Genomic DNA, 18608 nt, shown 5'->3' on the forward strand with positions numbered 1-18608 from the left:
TTTATCTACAGGAATTTGATAGTATAGAGCATTTTGAGCGGGAATTAGCTGATTATATTCACTATTACAACCACAAACGAATGAAGGCGAAATTAAAAGACCTAAGTCCAGTCGAATACCGAACTCAGGTCTTGGAAGCAGCCTAAACTTTTTGTCTAACTTTATTGGGTCAGATCAAAAGCGACAGCTTTTTGTGTTAGGAAAAAATAGATTTAATCGCATCAATTAACCAAATAAAAAATTGCTTCAACTTATCTAAAAATCCTTGTCCCTCATCTGAATGCAAGAATTTTGAGATCTGGTCTTTTGCTTTGTTCAACTGGTCGCTAACTTGGCCCCAGTCAATATCCAAGCCCTTTAACTTATTAAATAAGTCCATCAATCGTTGGATCTGATCTTCCGTCAAAGTTACATTTAAATCGTTTGCAGCCTGCTCAATGATTTTACGTAATTCTGCATCATTTTTTGGTTTATTTTTAGCAACTTCTTCCTTTACTTTAGCAATAAGGGCAGCTGCATTCTCAGGACCTATAGCATCACCTAATTTAGCCGTTTCCACCATTTCCTGATTTGCTGCCTGTTTTACATCTTCTGGGATTGTTTTATCAGCTGAAATTTCATAGGCCTTAATAATTCCGGTTAAAGCAGCTGTCCCTGAAACAGAAATGGGAGCAGTGATATAAATGTTAGCATCCTTCACTCCCGCAGTGATGAGGGCATTCACATACATTTCGTCTGTAACCCAATTGATATTTTTGGTTTTTACCTTAATCCCCGATCCCTTTGCTGCAATCGTAACCGCTGAAGAAGAAATCGCCTTTGTCCCAATTAAAGAACTTGCCACATATTTGCCTAAATATTGATGTTCCTCCTGATTAGATACTGTTACAATTTGGACATCTTTTGGCGCCCCCATTTCTTCTAACAGGCTATTTTTTTGCATTTCTGTTAAATTTTCTCCCAACGTAACAATCATGTCACCCTCAGCCATGTCAGCCATAGTCCGGACTGGATTAAACAGGATTACCACAGCAAGGATGAAAATCGATATTCTTTTCATGTTAGCCTCCTCAAGTTACAAAAAATAATTTCTATTACATAATATAACCGATTCCATTAATATTAACGTAAATTCCAAAATAGAAGTTTCATAGAATGATTAATTTTCCTAAATTAGGTTTTAATTTGATGAAAATGGATTATTTTTGTTATATAGTGTAGAATGATGTTCAGTAGCAACTGTTTATTCGGGGGACCTTCATGAAAAAAAGAAATTGGATGTTGTTCGGTATTTTAATCAGCCTTTCTATTATCTGGGGAATTATTTATTGGGCTCTCATTGCTCCGCATTAATGTTTTTTTTTTATTGATGTACTGTTAATATTTATGTATCATGTTGATTAATGAAACATTTATCATTTCATTTACATATAATGAAGTAGGTTTATGATTCAGGGATTGGGAAAAACTAGAATACTGTTTAACCTAATGTTAACGGTTTATTTCATATAATGAGGGATCTAAATGTTAATTCGCTATAAGAAAACATTTGAAAAAATTGCCATGGGCTTGCTGTCATTTATGCCAGCAGAAAAGGATTTAAAGAAGCTGCAGCAAACCATGAAAGAATATGAAACGGAAGAGAATCGCCAATTATTCCTATGGAAAGAAGAAGACATAATCGGGTTGATTGGAGTTCAGAATTATCAGGATACCAACGAAATGGAAATTCAGCATATATCAGTGAATCCATCACATCGATTTCAAGGAATAGGCAAACGTATGGTAAAAGAGCTAAAGGAAATGTATCCCGATAAAAATATTATTTCCAATGAGCAAACATCATCATTTATCGAACGCTGTGATTTTTGTTAACAAAACAAAAGGGCAACGAGTCATCCGCTGCCTTTTTTTTCATTTAATGACCGTAACCTTTCAGAGATGACATCGCTGCGATCCCGCAAATAATGACGATGAACAATCCCGTTATTGCTCATGTCGCTTTCTTTTCCCCATAGTTCCTCTTTTGTTTCTGTCAGTTTTACACAGGTTTGTAATAATGCAGTATCCGCAATTGGAAGATTAAGGCTTTTGTATATGTGCCTATCCTTAATGTCAGAAAGTCGCTCCTTTAACATCAGATTAAGGTCATGACAATTCAGGCCAAGTTGTTGAATCATATTTGGTTTCGATTCAAAGATGGGTATGGCCTTTTCCAATGTTTTTACAGCACCTGCAAAATTCCCCCGACGATGATGATAACACGACACCGCCAATAAAATCAGTCCAACCCAAACGGATTCCTTATTCCCTGGTTCCGTATTCTTCCAATACTCTTCAAGGATCTCATGACATTCAAAATAATCACGATCACCGTGAAAATGAACTAAATAGCTGATATACTCATTTGGATACAAGTAATTCTCCCCTGACAATCGTTTTCTTGAAGTTTACCATATAAATGCTGTGTTTACTTGGAATAAGTGTATATCAAAATAAAAGAGCCCGCTACAACGGACTCTTTCATTCATGATTCTTTTACCAAACCCAAGCTGCACCTACAATAATTAATAAAATGAACAATACGACGATTAAGGCAAATCCGCCGCCGAAGCCTACTCCATCAGCCATTTATGATTACCTCCTGTTTCATTTTTCTTTTCACAGTTATCATATGTAGGGGATTTGTCCAATGTTATAGGCACGTATCACATCTTTTGGAGATGGCCAATACACGGGCGAATTTTCTATTGGATAACCTTGATGAATCCTCTATACTAGAAATAGCTCAATATCTACAAGAAACATCATTTATTTAGAATTTTGGTGAAAAGTAATGCCGTATCAAGTAAAAATTGATGCCTTTGAAGGGCCGTTAGATTTATTGCTTCATTTAATAAACCGTTTGGAGATTGATATTTATGATATCCCAGTGGCCCAAATTACAGAGCAATATCTTGACTATATTAAAACCATGAATGAACTTAAGCTGGATGTTGCCAGTGAATTCTTAGTAATGGCTGCTACCTTATTAGCAATTAAAAGTAAAATGCTTCTGCCAAAACATGAGGAAAACATAACCGACGAGGACTTAGATCTATCACTTGAAGAAGATCCACGTGAAGAGCTGGTTGAACGGTTAATTGAATATCGAAAATATAAAGAGGCAGCTCATGACTTGAAAGTGTTGGAAGAGGAACGTGGTTTAATGTTCACAAAACCACCTAGTGATTTATCAGATTTTACAAAGGACATACAACCTTCAAGAACAGAGGTCAATGTTTCTCTTTACGATATGCTAGCAGCTTTCCAAAAATTAATGCGTAGGAAAAAATTACAAAAGCCATTGGCAACAAAAATTACCCGTCAGGAAATTTCAATTGAGACCAGAATGTCAGAGATTATGGTTGAATTAAAACAGCTCAATGGCCGAAAGAAGTTTTATGACTTATTTCCATACCCTACAAAGGATCATATTGTTGTGACTTTTTTAGCCATTTTAGAATTAATGAAAAGAAATGAAGTTGATGCCCAACAACAGGGGAATTTTGCAGATATTTTCATTCAGGCAGTTAAGAAAGGGGCAGATATTATTGGAACTCATTAATTGGACGAGTATCCTAGAGAGCCTGCTGTTTGCAGCAGGTGACGAGGGACTGTCTTTAAAGCAAATAGCAGAAGTCATGGAAATTGACGAGTTTAAAGCAAATGAAGTAGTCGACGAGTTAAACAGGCAGTATGAAACAGATTCGAATCGTGGCATTATGATTGTTCAGTTGGCTGGTTCCTATCAACTTGCTACCAAAAAGGTAAACGCCAATTATTTAAAAAAGCTGGTAGATTCCCCAAATACAACGACATTGTCACAGGCAGCACTAGAAACACTGGCGATTATTGCTTATAAGCAACCGATTACTAGGGCTGAAATCGAGGAAATTCGTGGGGTCAAAACGGAAAGACCCATCAACACACTAATGGCAAAAGCGTTAATTAAAGAAGTTGGCCGTGCAGAAGGAACGGGCAGAGCGTATTTATATGGGACGTCCAAAGAATTTCTTGATTATTTTGGCTTAAAAAACTTAAACGAACTTCCACCGCTTCCTGAAAAGGTCGAAGAAGAATTTATTCAGGAAGAAGCCGATTTGTTTTTTGAGAAGTTTCAAGAAACAATTAACTCCTAATTTCAAACTATTCGAGAAATATATGATAAAATAAGAATACTCTTATTTATAATGTATAGAGACTGAGGATGACGGCAAAGGATGGGATTATGGTGTTCATAAAACAATGCAGAGGCTATGAATTAGAAAAAGAAAAATCAAATACTTCTGAGGACTTTTTTAACAGAAGTGAAGTGACTTTTGTAGAAAATGGCGAAGAAAAAACGCTGCATGTCTTATATGTAAGATATTTTGATGAGTCTTTTCAAGAATTTACCCCTTTTCAAAGTGATCCAATCATTACTCAAGATGGCTTAGAGGTGGCATTTAAGGATATCGTAGCTCTTGTTTGCTTATTAAAAAATCCGGGTTTACGTGCAAGAAAACGAGTATATATAAATTCAAAATATGAATTTGCATCCTATTTTCAGGATGTTGATTTTGAAAAACTACCAGAAATTTTTATTTCCCTTAAACAAAAAAATGGCTATGAGCTTTCATCACCGCTTGAATTTATCAAACAGCCTAAATAGCATAACCAAGATAACCGGGAGGGGTAAACAATGGCAAATACATTAGTTCATACACAGTTAAATGATGTAAAAGAATTTCTGACAAAAACGAGTTCAACAATTGGTGGCTTCTTAAATGAAGCAACTATTTCTCAATTTGGTCTTGAACAGGAAGACGATCAAACATATTTAAAACAGATTTTTTCAAATTTACGTAAGCTTGTAGTATATGGCGAAGAAGGCTTAGATGCATGTTCGGTTATTCTACAGAGCGAACCTTTTCAAAAAGCAGCCGCTGAGAAAACCTTATATCGAATTTATCACCAATGTATCAATGAATTTTTCTCACCAAAAAATGATGCTTGGTATGAGGATAGCCGATCCGCGTACACAGGAAGGAACTCCATTAAATATTATCGTAATGTTCCTGAGCCTGTTGTTCAATTGATTAAGAGCCTTGAGGGAGACTTCCAAAGAATCAGAGAAGAATTGGAGTATTACGAAACAGATTACCGAACTAAAATAACTCAATCTAAATAAAATAGAGGGGCTGTCATACATAAGTGTGGCAGCCTTTCTTTGTTCTAAGGAAAAAATTCTCTCATAACATTTAGAAAAAATATAATGGGAATGAGGGATTTTAATGGATCGCTTTGGTCGTTATGTTAATGACTTGTTCATTTGGAATGAGCAAATGAAACAATTTCTCCAATCCAAAAATGTTATGCAGGATTCGGAATTGTGGGGAAAGCTTGAAGAATTTACTGAATTGATTGAGGGAACTAAACGTGATTTAACAAATGATGAATTACTTGGGCTTCAAGTAAAGGCAGAAAATATTCACGAACAGATGGAGGCCTATTTCCAACGTAAACAAGAGGAGGGAGTGGGGACGATTTGGTTGGTCGAAAAACCAATTCCTCCTGGTGGCCATACTCTACCAGAACTTCCTTATCCCTACAATTCATTAGAACCGTTTATTTCGGAGGAAATAATGCAACTTCATCATGATAAGCATCATCGTTCATATGTGGAGGGTTTAAACCGGGCTGAGCTGAATTTAAAAGAAGCTAGAAAGAGAAAAGATTTTACCATGGTTAAGCATTGGTCAAGAGAACTGGCCTTTCACGGTTCAGGACATTATTTGCATTCGATTTTTTGGAACAATATGAGCCCAAATGGAGGCGGAAGTCCGTATGGTCTGTTAAGGGAAGAGATCACAGCATACTTTGGCGACTTTGATGGATTTAAAAACCATTTTACCGAGGCTGCCAAACAGGTAGAAGGTGGAGGGTGGGCGATCTTGGTCTGGTCACCGAGAGCCAGACATTTAGAAATTCTTCAAACAGAACGACATATGCTCCTCACTCAATGGGATACGGTTCCCTTATTGGTCCTTGATGTATGGGAACACGCTTACTATCTCCAATATAAAAATAATCGTGCCCAATATGTAGAGAATTGGTGGAATCTAGTGAATTGGCATGATGTCACCGTTAGATTGGAAAAAGCAGCAGATAGGAAATGGCCGCTGGTTTGATCAGTGAAATATCAAGTTTCATCCGGAAAAAAGTCATAACACTCCTTGTCCAGCATACACTTTAAATATATTAAAAGAGGGACGAGGTATATTGAATGAAAATGATTCTAAAGCTAACTATTTTTTCCCTCATGGTGACACTATTTGCTGCAAGCTATCCAGTCAACACAAACGCATCTTCAATTAGTGCCGCAAGTGCTGTATTGATTGAACAGAATTCCGGCCGCATCCTTTACGAAAAAGATGCCCATACAAAAAGGAGAATCGCTAGTATTACGAAAATCATGACAGCGATCATAGCTATTGAATCAGGGAAAATGGACAAATATGTGAAGGTGAGCGAAAATGCTACACACGCTGAAGGGTCTTCAGTTTATTTAAAGCCGGGAGAAAAAATAAAACTAGAGGATCTGGTTTATGGGTTGATGCTCCGATCTGGGAATGATACAGCCGTAGCAATAGCGGAATACCTGGGTGGAAGTGTGGATGGATTTGCCTATCTGATGAATCAAAAGGCCAGGGAAATTGGCATGCTTAATAGTCATTTTTCCAATCCGCATGGTCTTGATGATCATGAGGATCATTATTCAACAGCTTATGATATGGCAATTTTAATGCGATACGCCATGCAAAACAAAACCTTCCAAAAAATATCCGGTACAAAAGTCCATCGGGCCCCGAATCCAACGGAAAATTGGGACCGGGTCTGGAAAAACAAAAATCGCCTATTGTCAAAATATAAATATTGTACAGGGGGGAAAACAGGGTATACCAAACTTGCGAAACGAACCCTGGTTACAACAGCGACAAACGGGGACATGAATTTAATTGCTGTAACTTTAAATGATCCAAACGACTGGGATGACCATATCTCTATGTATGAAACGGGGTTTAACCATTATGATATGGCAGAGGTTTTGTCAAAAGGGAAAATTACGATCGAAAAACCTAAATATTATCATGACCAATTATACGTTAAATCTTCCATTACTTTTCCGGCTACCAGTAAGGAAATGAAACAATTCACGGTAAAATATAAATTAAACAAGCCGGAAAAAAACTGGGACCGTTCTAAAAAACATGAGAAAATTGTTGGGAAAGCGGTCGTTTATTTAGACGGCAGAGCAGTTAAAGAAACGCCAATCTATTTTGAAAACATACCAAGAAAGAAACAGGGATTTTTAGATCATGTAAAAGACATATTTTTTTCATTCATTGGTGTGAATCCACATGGTTAATTATATTTGGGTGTTCATGACCATAGTAGGAATTGTTTTTGCACTGTTTAACGGGACGATAGCAGAGGTCAATAAAGCTGTTTTTGATGGAGCGAAGGAAGCAGTTACCTTGTGTATTGGACTAATTAGTGTGTTAGTTTTTTGGTTAGGAATGATGAAAATTGCCGAGGAGTCTGGGCTGCTTGAAAAATTAGCAAGACTTTTCCGACCAGCCGTAAAGCGGTTATTCCCGGAAGTCCCGCCCAATCACCCTGCAATGGGTTATATGCTTTCCAATATGATTTCCAATATGTTTGGATTGGGAAACGCTGCTACACCTTTAGGCATTAAAGCTATGGAGGAATTAAAAAAAATAAATGGCGAAAAAAATGAAGCAAGCCGTTCTATGATCACCTTTCTGGCAATCAATACAGCGAGCATTACGATTATTCCGACAACGGTAATCGCCATTCGAATGACTTATCATTCCGCATCCCCTACCGAAATTGTTGTTCCTACCATTGTTGCTACCATCCTTTCGGCAATTGGGGCTGTGCTTATAGATCGATTTTTTTATTATCGCAGAAGCCGAAAAAGGTGAGGGTGAATGGAGTATATTTCGCTAGTCTCATTAACTTTTATCCCTGTTCTCATCGGATCGATTTTATTGTATGGAACCTATAAAAAGGTGCCTACCTATGAAAGCTTTGTTGAGGGAGGAAAAGAAGGCATTAAAATAGCAGTTTCCATTATTCCTTTCCTTGTGGGGATGCTAGTGGCCATCTCCATATTCAGGGCATCAGGTGCGTTAGAAGCGTTAATGAATTGGCTTCGTCCCTTCATGACCGCAATTGGAGTACCCGCTGAAATCGTACCATTATTACTTATTAGACCAATCTCCGGAACAGCTGCCCTTGGCATGACCAGTGACTTAATTTCCGTATATGGACCCGACTCTTTTATCGGACGCTTGGCATCCGTACTACAAGGAAGCACTGACACCACCTTCTATGTCTTAACCGTCTATTTTGGTGCGGTTGGAATCAAAAAAATGGGAGACGCCCTAAAAGTCGGGCTCCTGGCAGATGTCGTGGGAATTATCGTGTCCATCTTTGTTGTAGCGTTAATTTTTGGTGCGAAATAAATACATTAAAAAGAGTAAGTTCCTTTTAACATGGATCTTACTTTTTTATTTTTCCTATATAATGCCCAAAGCTTTGAAAAGTGAAGGATTTGTGTCATAATTCAGTAGACAAGAATGGAAGCTTTTTAACCAAAATTTTTTAGGTAAAAGTTTATTTTGGTCAAGAGGATTATTATTTTGAGGTGAATATATGGAACGTTTACAAAAAGTAATTGCCAGTGCCGGCATTGCTTCTAGAAGAAAAGCAGAAGAACTAATCAAACAAGGAAGAGTAAAAGTAAACGGCAAGGTCATAACAGAATTAGGAGTCAAGGTGTCTTCATCTGATAAGGTTGAAGTGAATGAAATTCCAATTGAAAAAGAAGTACCTGTCTATTTCTTACTCTATAAGCCGCGCGGCGTCATCTCAAGTGTCAGCGATGATAAAGGAAGAAAAGTCGTTACTGATTTCTTCCCGGGATTAAAGGAAAGAATTTTTCCTATTGGCCGTCTTGATTACGATACATCAGGATTGTTGCTACTAACCAACGATGGTGAATTTGCTAATTTATTAATGCACCCTAGACATGAAATTGAAAAAACGTATGTAGCGAAAATAAAAGGAATTCCATTAAAAGAAAACCTTAGAAAATTAGAAAAAGGAATTAAACTCGAAGATGGTAAAACAGCTCCGGCACGAGTCAAATTGACATCTGCCGACAATAAGAAGCAAACCTCTATTGTTGAAATGAAGATTCATGAAGGACGAAATCGCCAAGTAAGAAGAATGTTTGAGGCCATTGGTCATGAAGTGATTAAATTAAAACGTGAACAATACGGATCCCTAACCCTTTCAGGTCTTAAAGCTGGTGAAGCGAGGGAACTAACACCGCATGAAGTAAAGCAATTAAGAGCCCTTGCCCAGGATTCATCTAAGAAAAATTCATAAATACGTCACATTTTATATCTTGGTTATTCACTGTGTTTATGTTATTAATGCTATAATTTTGTATAGTTGTGTCATGTTTTTAATGGAGGGTTTTATATGAAAAAACGGCGTTTAGTCATAAGGACTATCATTTTAGTCATTTTGGGTGCTGCCGTTGCGTATTCGCTGTATGCAAATTTGACGAAAGACCAAAAACAAAAGGTGGCGGTGGGTGACACAGCTCCCGACTTTGTTTTGGTAGATTTACAAGGAAATAAACATCGCCTATATGATTATCGGGGCCAGGGAGTTTTCTTGAATTTTTGGGGAACGTGGTGCCCTCCATGTAAAAAAGAAATGCCCTATATCAACAGTCAATACCATCAGTTTAAAGATCAGGGGATTCAGGTTTTAACTGTTGATATTCAAGAGTCAGAGTTAGCTGTAAAGCAATTCAGAGACCGATATAAACTCGATTTTCCAATCATGATCGATCAAGATAAGGAAGTCATGACAGCCTATGGTATTGATCCGCTTCCAGCTACATTTCTTATTGATAAAAACGGAAAAGTAGTTAAATACCATACTGGTGAGATGACAGAATATATGGTCAGGGAGTTTATGGAGAAAATTAAACCTTAGGGATGCAAGGAGTTTTAAAGATGAAAGATGTAAAATGTGAATGCGGCCATGTAAATCCCCATGGGACCGTATTATGTGAAGCTTGTGGAAAAGTTCTCGATGAGCAGGATGATATGGCTAACAGGCAATTATTGGACATGCGCTATGAAGGCAGTGCACGCCGTTCACAGACGTACAATAAGTCAATCATTGATAAGGTTTGGAATTTCTTTTCATCTGTCAAGGTTGGCGTATGGCTAATTATTATCACCCTAGTTGCATCCATACTAGGAACGATTTTGCCGCAAAAAATGTATATCGACCTTCCTCCTGAGGTGTATTATGAACAGGAGTATGGCTGGTTTGGAAAACTCTATTATCAACTGGGACTTGATGATTTATATGGTTCGTGGTGGTACTTGCTATTAATTGCCATGATAGGTATTTCCTTGGTTATATGCAGCCTTGACCGGGTTGTACCACTTTATAAAGCATTAAAAGCTCAAAACGTAACGAGACATGAGGGCTTCCTTAAACGGCAGCGTGTATTTGGAACAAGTAGACAGATCGACCCTTCGGACTTTGATACTGTAAAAAAGATGCTAAAAAATAAGCGCTATCATGTTCGGGAAGAGAATGGTAATCTTTTGGCGGAGAAAGGCCGTTTTTCCCGCTGGGGTCCATATGTAAACCATGTGGGCTTAATTATATTCTTATTTGGGGCAATGCTTCGGTTCATTCCTGGATTTTACGTAAATGAGAATCTTTGGGTTAGGGAAGGAGAAACTGCACAAATTCCCGAAACCAAAGACAAATTTTATCTAAAAAACAATCAGTTTATTCTCCAACACTATGATAAAAATAAAGATAAAACCTTTGAGAAGGCACTTGATAAAAACGGCAATGTCGTGAAAAATTACCAGTCAAATGTCACACTCTATCAACGCAAAGGGAAAAGTCTGCCTGGTGAGAAGCCGACTCTGAAAGAAGTGCAAGATTTTAAGGTGCGGGTTAACCATCCATTAACATTTGATGGTTACTCCGTATACCAGTCTTCTTTTAGAAGTGAAATGAATTCGATGACTTTTTCACTCATCAAAAAAGGTACGGACGAGGCCTTCGGAAATCTGACTATTAATCTTCGGAACCCAAAAGAAGTTTATGAGTTAGGAAATGGATATTCAGTCAAGATTCTTAATTATTTTCCTGACTTTGAGTTTGCTAAAAATGGAGAACCTTCTACGAAATCACGTGTGCCAAACAATCCCGCCTTTATATTTCGGATGATTACTCCTGATAATCCTAAAGGGGAAACTAGTTTTGTTGCCATTAGACAAACCATCGAACCACTTGGAGAAAATACGTATAAAATGGCTTTTAAAGGAATTAGTACGAAAAATGTATCTGGATTTACGGTTCGAAAGGATTCTTCCATATGGGTGATTATTTTAGGAGGAATCATATTTATGATTGGGGTTGTCCAAGGTGCATATTGGAATCACCGGCGCATTTGGATTCAGAAGAAAAATGGACAGCACTGGATTGCTGCTCATACAAATAAAAATTGGTATGGTTTAAAACGGGAGCTGGAGGTAGTTTTAGCTGGTACAAAATTTAACCTGCCCGAGGATCAACTTCAATCGGAAAAAGGGGATAAGGAGGAAGAATAGTTGGCATCGCTTAGTAGTAATTTATTGTTTATTGCTTTTATACTTTATCTAATAGCAACGCTATTTTTTGGTGGTTCTATTAAAGCAAAGAAAACCACTGATGAAAATAAAGGCACAAACAGATGGGGGAAAATGGCGGTTCTTTTGACCATTGGTGGTTTTGTATCACAACTGGGCTATTTTATTACAAGATGGATTGCTGCCGGACATGCCCCGGTAAGTAATATGTTTGAATTTACAACTTTCTTTGGCATGGCATTAGTAGGGGCATTTATTGTCATTTATTTTATTTACAGAACTACCTTACTAGGATTATTCACGATGCCTGTCGCAATCTTAGTGATTGCCTATGCAAGTATGTTTCCTAGAGATATTACACCGCTTATTCCGGCGTTGCAAAGTTACTGGCTTCAGATCCATGTAACAACTGCAGCAATTGGAGAAGCGATTTTGGCTATTAGTTTTGCCGCAGGTCTGATTTATTTGGTCAAAGCGATTGATCAAACAAAGTCATCCAAAAGAACCTTTTGGCTTGAAGTGGTCATGTTTGCATTGGTTACAGTTCTAGGGTTTGTTGCAGTATCTACAACCTTCTCAGCCCTAAGTTACCATGAGAAATTTACTTGGATTGATAAACACGATAATGAGGCTACAGTGGAGTACACGATGCCTGCTTTAACCGGACCACATGAAGGGAAACTGGAAACAGAAACCGGATTAAAGCCAATAATTGAAGTGCCGGCGTTTATTAACGCAAAGAAATTAAATACGGTAATTTGGTCCTTATTTGGTGGTATTATCTTATATTGTATAATCCGACTCATTTTAAGAAAACGTATTGCAGCTGCCCTTCAGCCGTTCGTTAAGAATATAAAGCTTGATTTTGTCGATGAGATTAGTTATCGTTCAGTGTTAATCGGATTTCCGGTGTTTACATTAGGGGCATTAATCTTTGCAATGATTTGGGCCCAAGTAGCCTGGTCACGTTTTTGGGGATGGGATCCAAAAGAAGTATGGGCGCTTATTACTTGGTTGTTCTATGCAGCTTTTATGCATCTTCGTCTATCCAAAGGCTGGCATGGTGAAAAATCAGCCTGGTTAGCAGTAATAGGGTTTGTCATTATTATGTTTAACTTAGTAGCAGTTAACTTAGTCATTGCCGGATTACATTCATATGCAGGTTCATAATTTTAAAAATAGGAATGAATAATAAATCATATAGCCTTCACTTTTTAGGAGTGGAGGCTTTTTAAAAAGTTTTCCACCACAAGTTTTAATTTGTCAAATTTTCGACACTTTTAATGCGAGTATTTACAGTGAAAATATAGCAAAATACTACACCTTTTTGTAAAATAAACATCATGGGGGGATTTATTAATGGATAAAGACATTAGAGTTTTAGTTGTTGATGATGAGGAAAGAATTCGCCGCCTATTAAAAATGTATTTGGAAAGAGAAGAGTTTATTATTGATGAAGCAGAGGATGGTAATGAAGCGTTATCAAAAGCGTTTGCTAATGATTACGATGTTATTCTCCTTGATTTAATGATGCCTGGAAAAGATGGTATAGAGGTATGTCGAGAACTAAGGGAAAAGAAGGCTACGCCGGTCATCATGCTAACAGCTAAGGGCGAAGAAGTAAATCGAGTACAAGGTTTTGAGGTTGGTACCGATGATTATATTGTAAAGCCGTTTAGTCCGCGTGAGGTTGTTTTGCGTGTCAAAGCGTTGCTTAGAAGATCATCACAAACTAGCTACTTACAAACGGAAACCACTACAAAGGATGTCATTGTATTTCCACATTTAACAATAGATAATGATGCCCACAGAGTAACGGCTGATGGAAAAGAGGTTAGTTTAACTCCAAAGGAATATGAATTACTATACTTCCTTGCAAAAGCTCCAGATAAGGTGTTTGATCGTGAACAATTGTTAAAAGAAGTTTGGCATTACGAATTCTTTGGTGATTTACGAACAGTTGATACCCATGTAAAACGGTTAAGAGAAAAATTAAATAAAGTATCTGAGCAAGCCGCTAGGATGATTGTAACTGTTTGGGGAGTGGGGTATAAATTCGAGGTTGTTAATGAATGACCTTTTTGCGAAGTGTAGTAGGTAAATTATGGTTTACCATCATTTTTTTAGTAGCATTTGTTTTGTTTATTCTAACAGTAATGCTTCTTGAATTTTTTCAAAATAATAATATCAGTGAAACTAAAACAGAATTAACCAATACAGCTGATAAAATTGCTGATGTGTTGGAATCACATCAGGATAATAAATGGCCTTTAGGTCTGGAAATTTCTTGGGAAATTATCGATGATGTAACAAAAGTTGTCATTATTAAAAATGATCACGAAATCTACTATTCTCCGAACACAGAGAAAGATCATAAATTATCCATTAGTGAGATCCGTCATGATCCGGTTTTATCAAAAGTGTTTAAGGGGAAATCATCGGTTGAGAAAATTTCTACTCTTTCTTTAAAGAGTAATCAAACAGATCAAAAAGCCAACTACTCGATTATCGGGGTTCCGCTGCATCTTTCTGGTGAAAAGGATGGCGCTGTGTTTATTTACCAATCCCTAGATGTCATGCAGGAAACTTCCAGATCAACAACAAAATTCATTCTGCTTGTTGCTGGGGTCGCTATTATTTTAACAACTATTTTTGCGTTCTTTTTATCAACCAGGGTGACAGCACCATTAAGGAAAATGCGGGAAGCGGCATTTGAAGTGGCTAGAGGAAAATTTGATACAAAGGTTCCGATTCTTACCCATGATGAAATTGGTGAATTGGCAACGGCCTTTAACCAGATGGGACGTCAATTAAAATTTAATATGAATGCCTTAAGTCAGGAAAAGGAACAGCTTTCCAGTATTTTAAGCAGCATGGCAGACGGAGTTATTACTTTTAATCGTGATGGAACCATATTAATTACCAATCCACCAGCCGATCGATTCCTTCAATACTGGTATTATGAAAAGGGTAGTTTTGGCGGAGAAGCGGAAGAGATTCCTTCCAAAGTGATGGAACTTTTTCAGGAAGCGGTGGACACGGAAAAAGAACAAATAGGAGAAATTTCTCTTCAAGGCAGACATTGGGTGATTCTAGTTTCGCCACTATACAGTAATCGCTTTATTCGTGGAGCTGTTGCGGTTTTAAGGGATATGACAGAAGAGAGACAGTTGGAAAAAATGAGAAAAGACTTTATTGCTAATGTGTCCCATGAGCTTAGGACGCCTATTTCCATGCTCCAAGGATATAGTGAAGCAATTGTGGATAATATCGCTGAATCTCAGGAAGAGAAAAGGGAAATGGCGAAGGTCATCTACGATGAATCGTTAAGAATGGGCCGTCTCGTCAATGAGTTGCTTGATCTTGCAAGAATGGAAGCGGGACATATTCAATTAACACTAGAGGATGTGGATCTTGCTTCATTTTTAAACAGGATTATTCATAAATTTCAAGGCTTGGCAAAAGACAACAGTATCTTACTTTCAGCAGAAATACCAACTGAGATCTCGTCAATCAGGTTTGATCCTGATCGGATTGAACAGGTGTTGACAAATCTAATAGATAATGCCATGAGACATACTCCACAGGGCGGAACAGTTAAATTAAAAGCAGGACTTGAGGAAAAAGGCATTAAAATAGAAGTCGAAGATTCTGGTTCAGGTATTCCTGAAGATGATCTTCCATTTGTTTTTGAACGGTTCTATAAGGCAGATAAAGCGAGAACAAGAGGAAGATCCGGCACAGGCCTTGGACTAGCCATTGCCAAAAATATTATTGATGCCCATAAAGGACACATATCAGTCCATAGCAAAATAGGTCATGGAACGACATTTTCCTTCATCATCCCACGAAAATCGTAAAAAAAACAAACTATTTCCCGACTCATCTTGATACACGGGAAACATTGATACCACGTTTTATCTAGAACTTACCATCTTACTGGGGTAGGTTCTTTTTTTGAGTCAAATTATTTCTTCCTTTTTCATGGAAAACAGTCTAGTATATGTAATGAATGAAACTTTTTTTACATAGATTCCGACTAATATGTTGAACGGGGAGGGAAATACATGGACTCCGTTTTTGATGAACTTTATCAAAAATATCATCAAGACGTCTTTCAATTTCTATTTTATATGGTCAGAAACCGCGAACAAGCCGAGGATTTAGTCCAAGAGGTTTATATAAGAGTCTTTAAATCATATAACCGATTCGAAGGAAAAAGCAGTGAAAAGACCTGGCTATTTTCTATAGCACGGAACGTTGCCATTGACTTCTTCCGGAAACAAAAAGGCTGGAAGGAAAAGATTCTTGATAAATTTGATTGGTCCACTACTCAAGTAAAAGATGATTTTCCCATTCCAGAAGAAATTACTGTGCAGAACGAAGAAATACAATGTGTATACAAATGCATGGAATATTGCACAATCGATCAAAGAGCTGTCGTTCTATTGCGATTTATTCATGATTTATCTATAGCAGAAACGGCACAAACTTTAGGGTGGACAGAAAGCAAAGTAAAAACAACCCAGCACCGTTCATTGAAGATTTTAAGAAAGCAAATGGAAACTTTTTATGAAAAGGAGGGACAAGAGAATGAAAAAGTCAGAGTGGAGCGATAAAGAGCTCGTGGAACTTTTAAGAAGAATGCCTGAAATCAAAGATTATCGCCATCCGCATGACATATATCGGAATCTTCCGATAAAAAAGCGCAAAATCGCAGCATGGATTGTTCCGGGTATTGCTGCCGCGGCTGCCCTGTTTCTTTTTTTTCTTCTAGTTCCAAAATTCATGAATAGTAATCTATACTCAATGGATCAATCATCAGATGAAAAATCAACAGTCAGCCAGAAATACGATACAGCGGAAAATCAAACAATGATGAAAAAAAGTGCACCCGTTCAAGAAGAACAGTCCGATTCAGAAACAACTATAATTGAACCGGTTAAAAATGTACCTGCAAAATCGGCCATCTATGATGAAGATGTTGGGAATGGCAAAGTGTTAACTTTTTGGGTTCCTGATGCACAGGCACAATTTCTAGTTCCGATTTCAATGATCATAAAAAATGCAAAAGATCAATCGTGGCTTCCTATTTTTAAGGAAAAAATGAAGGACCTAAAAGAAACAGACTTGGGATTGACCGATTATTATCCCTTAAATGCCGATATCAATTGGGATGAAAAGCAAAATGCTCTTATTGTAGATGTTCCACCAGATCACGAATATAGTCAAGGATCAGCAAATGAAATAAACTTTCTCCAAATTTTGAAAAAAGACGTTGCCTCAAACAGCAATATTACCAAAATCATACTTTCAACAGGTGGTAAACCAGGAATTGAATTTGGCAACTATGGTACCATTGACCATCTAGATGTTCAATTTGACAAACAGCATGCTTACTTCTTCTATTACCCAAATGATGGTAACCAGCCATTGTTAACACCTTCAACTAAACCTTACAGAGATGTTCATACGGCCTTGGATGCAATGAGGAAGGATCAACCAATAGGGTTAAAGAGTCCTTTAGCGCAAACCATTCAAATTGATGATGTTTCACTGACGGATCATGTTTTATATGTATCCATTAAAGGAGATCAAAAATTACAGGACAGTCAATTGGCAACCAAGGCTTTTGAAGCTTTATTACTTACAGCTAAAGAATTTGGGGCAGATAAGGTAGTTGTCAAGAATTCATCTTTAAAACATCTAGGACCATTTGATTTATTAAAAGAGAATAAAGTACCATTGGCACCGAATCTAAATGAATAGGCATAACAAAAAAATCAACCCAAAAAACCAGGTTGATTTTTTTTTGCATAAAAAGGGGATGTACTCCAAATTATAACAAGTATGGTCAGGGAATTCCTTTCCTCTACAAATGGTCTAAATGTAAAGGTTGGAACATATCGTAGGAAAGGACAAGTTATAAGGAGGAGACAGTTTTGCGTGATTACATAAGAAGGTTTCTGATTGCGATTATCATGGCACTATGTGTCAGTCTGCTATTTTTGGGAGGGAGGCATACAGATGCAGCAGGTCCTTCCGAAATTAGTGGTAATGACCAATGGATCTGGCCTTCAGATGGCGTAATTTCCGATACCTTTGGGACCAGACAAGGCAAACATAAAGGCATTGATATAGCAGGCAAAATCAATACCCCTGTCCTCGCAGTGGACCGTGGTCAAGTAGTAAAATCCTATTTTTCAAATACATATGGTAATGTGGTTTTCATTAAACATCCTAGCAACTTAGTAACAGTATATGCCCATTTAAATAGACGTGATGTGTTAGAAGGTCAAACAGTTAATCAAGGTGAGATGATTGGAAGTATGGGCAGAACTGGACAGGCTACAGGAACTCACCTACATTTTGAATCCCATCAGTTAGAATGGAGTTATGATAAGAGAAACGCCATTGATCCAGAAAGAATTCTTGGGAAGGCGGATGTAGGGGATTTAGTGAAGGGCGGCATTGCCAGTGCTCAAGGAGCTATTGTAGAGGTAAGTTCGCAAAAAGTCCAGCAGACTTCGCCTTCCATAACGAATCATATAGCGACAAAATACACAGTCAAACAAGGCGATACATTGTCATCCATTGCTCAAAAAAATAATGTAACAGTTACAAGAATAAAAGAAATCAATCGGTTAACAACCGATTTGATTCAACCCAATCAAATCCTGACCATTCGATAAATGGTATGAATCCGTGTAAGTAGTTGCTTCACGGGTATTTTTTTTGCCTTTTACCATACAAAAAAATGATTCAACATTTTTTACTTAACAAAACTACTACTTTTAAGTATAATAAAGTTGTAAATTT

General features: G+C 37.4%; 22 protein-coding genes. 19 read left to right on the forward strand and 3 right to left on the reverse strand.

What is annotated here, in order from left to right; genetic code table 11:
- Window positions 1-146 (forward strand): IS3 family transposase (locus ACI3K6_RS00005; protein ID WP_435553250.1); only part of this gene is annotated, 146 nt, incomplete at its 5' end.
- Between the two features lie 50 nt (window positions 147-196).
- On the opposite strand, the gene ACI3K6_RS00010 is transcribed toward ACI3K6_RS00005, so the two are convergent.
- Entirely contained in the window at window positions 197-1060 is an 864-nt protein-coding gene (locus ACI3K6_RS00010; RefSeq protein WP_435553208.1) for a DUF1002 domain-containing protein, read from the reverse strand.
- A gap of 464 nt (window positions 1061-1524) precedes the next feature.
- Between ACI3K6_RS00010 and ACI3K6_RS00015 the strand changes: the two genes are divergently transcribed.
- Window positions 1525-1875 (forward strand): GNAT family N-acetyltransferase, encoded by a 351-nt coding sequence (locus ACI3K6_RS00015; protein ID WP_335476557.1) that lies wholly within the window; start codon window positions 1525-1527, stop codon window positions 1873-1875.
- A 20-nt stretch (window positions 1876-1895) separates the two neighbouring features.
- Here ACI3K6_RS00015 and ACI3K6_RS00020 read toward each other — a convergent pair whose 3' ends face one another.
- Entirely contained in the window at window positions 1896-2417 is a 522-nt protein-coding gene (locus ACI3K6_RS00020) for a DUF309 domain-containing protein (protein WP_435553209.1), read from the reverse strand.
- Between the two features lie 121 nt (window positions 2418-2538).
- The gene (locus ACI3K6_RS00025) at window positions 2539-2631 is read right to left on the reverse strand and encodes a YjcZ family sporulation protein (protein WP_335476553.1); all 93 of its coding nucleotides are present in this window, start codon (window positions 2629-2631) and stop codon (window positions 2539-2541) included.
- Window positions 2632-2836: 205 nt separating this feature from the next.
- On the opposite strand from ACI3K6_RS00025, the gene ACI3K6_RS00030 reads away from it, so the two are divergent.
- From ACI3K6_RS00030 to ACI3K6_RS00110, 17 genes are all read left to right on the forward strand, one after another.
- Window positions 2837-3607: a segregation/condensation protein A gene (locus ACI3K6_RS00030; RefSeq protein ID WP_335476551.1), complete on the forward strand. Its 771-nt coding sequence runs from the start codon at window positions 2837-2839 to the stop codon at window positions 3605-3607.
- Entirely contained in the window at window positions 3594-4181 is a 588-nt protein-coding gene (gene scpB, locus ACI3K6_RS00035; protein ID WP_435553210.1) for an SMC-Scp complex subunit ScpB, read from the forward strand. The genes ACI3K6_RS00030 and scpB overlap by 14 nt, the downstream gene beginning before the upstream one ends.
- 92 nt (window positions 4182-4273) lie before the next feature.
- A complete protein-coding gene (locus ACI3K6_RS00040; RefSeq protein ID WP_435553211.1) occupies window positions 4274-4693 on the forward strand; it encodes a hypothetical protein in 420 nt (139 codons plus the stop codon).
- Between the two features lie 30 nt (window positions 4694-4723).
- Complete coding sequence (locus ACI3K6_RS00045) at window positions 4724-5212, forward strand: YpuI family protein (RefSeq protein ID WP_435553212.1); 489 nt, start codon at window positions 4724-4726, stop codon at window positions 5210-5212.
- A gap of 103 nt (window positions 5213-5315) precedes the next feature.
- Complete coding sequence (locus ACI3K6_RS00050) at window positions 5316-6212, forward strand: superoxide dismutase (protein ID WP_335476543.1); 897 nt, start codon at window positions 5316-5318, stop codon at window positions 6210-6212.
- A 95-nt stretch (window positions 6213-6307) separates the two neighbouring features.
- Window positions 6308-7450: a D-alanyl-D-alanine carboxypeptidase family protein gene (locus ACI3K6_RS00055; protein WP_435553213.1), complete on the forward strand. Its 1143-nt coding sequence runs from the start codon at window positions 6308-6310 to the stop codon at window positions 7448-7450.
- Entirely contained in the window at window positions 7443-8030 is a 588-nt protein-coding gene (locus ACI3K6_RS00060) for a nucleoside recognition domain-containing protein (RefSeq protein ID WP_435553214.1), read from the forward strand. The genes ACI3K6_RS00055 and ACI3K6_RS00060 overlap by 8 nt, the downstream gene beginning before the upstream one ends.
- 6 nt (window positions 8031-8036) lie before the next feature.
- Window positions 8037-8573, forward strand: coding sequence for a spore maturation protein (locus tag ACI3K6_RS00065; protein WP_335476537.1), 537 nt, complete (start codon window positions 8037-8039; stop codon window positions 8571-8573).
- Window positions 8574-8763: 190 nt separating this feature from the next.
- Window positions 8764-9501: a 23S rRNA pseudouridine(2605) synthase RluB gene (gene rluB / locus ACI3K6_RS00070; RefSeq protein WP_335476535.1), complete on the forward strand. Its 738-nt coding sequence runs from the start codon at window positions 8764-8766 to the stop codon at window positions 9499-9501.
- Between the two features lie 96 nt (window positions 9502-9597).
- On the forward strand, window positions 9598-10122 hold the full coding sequence (resA, locus tag ACI3K6_RS00075; RefSeq protein WP_435553215.1) for a thiol-disulfide oxidoreductase ResA: 525 nt from the start codon (window positions 9598-9600) through the stop codon (window positions 10120-10122).
- 20 nt (window positions 10123-10142) lie between these two features.
- A complete protein-coding gene (gene resB / locus ACI3K6_RS00080) occupies window positions 10143-11771 on the forward strand; it encodes a cytochrome c biogenesis protein ResB (RefSeq protein ID WP_435553216.1) in 1629 nt (542 codons plus the stop codon).
- A complete protein-coding gene (gene ccsB, locus ACI3K6_RS00085) occupies window positions 11772-12959 on the forward strand; it encodes a c-type cytochrome biogenesis protein CcsB (protein WP_435553217.1) in 1188 nt (395 codons plus the stop codon). It abuts the gene before it with no gap.
- Window positions 12960-13148: 189 nt separating this feature from the next.
- Entirely contained in the window at window positions 13149-13865 is a 717-nt protein-coding gene (locus ACI3K6_RS00090; protein WP_435553218.1) for a response regulator transcription factor, read from the forward strand.
- Window positions 13862-15649: an ATP-binding protein gene (locus tag ACI3K6_RS00095; RefSeq protein ID WP_435553219.1), complete on the forward strand. Its 1788-nt coding sequence runs from the start codon at window positions 13862-13864 to the stop codon at window positions 15647-15649. The genes ACI3K6_RS00090 and ACI3K6_RS00095 overlap by 4 nt, the downstream gene beginning before the upstream one ends.
- 207 nt (window positions 15650-15856) lie before the next feature.
- Window positions 15857-16408 carry an RNA polymerase sigma factor SigX gene (sigX, locus tag ACI3K6_RS00100; protein ID WP_435553220.1) on the forward strand — a complete coding sequence of 184 codons (552 nt, stop codon included), beginning with the start codon at window positions 15857-15859 and terminating at the stop codon, window positions 16406-16408.
- A complete protein-coding gene (locus tag ACI3K6_RS00105; protein WP_435553221.1) occupies window positions 16383-17558 on the forward strand; it encodes a hypothetical protein in 1176 nt (391 codons plus the stop codon). Before sigX ends, ACI3K6_RS00105 begins: the two co-directional genes overlap by 26 nt.
- Window positions 17559-17770: 212 nt before the next feature.
- A complete protein-coding gene (locus ACI3K6_RS00110) occupies window positions 17771-18481 on the forward strand; it encodes a peptidoglycan DD-metalloendopeptidase family protein (protein WP_435553251.1) in 711 nt (236 codons plus the stop codon).
- Window positions 18482-18608: the final 127 nt, after the last annotated feature.

It is taken from the genome of Neobacillus solisequens (assembly GCF_051233465.1).
Taxonomy (GTDB): domain Bacteria; phylum Bacillota; class Bacilli; order Bacillales; family Cytobacillaceae; genus Neobacillus.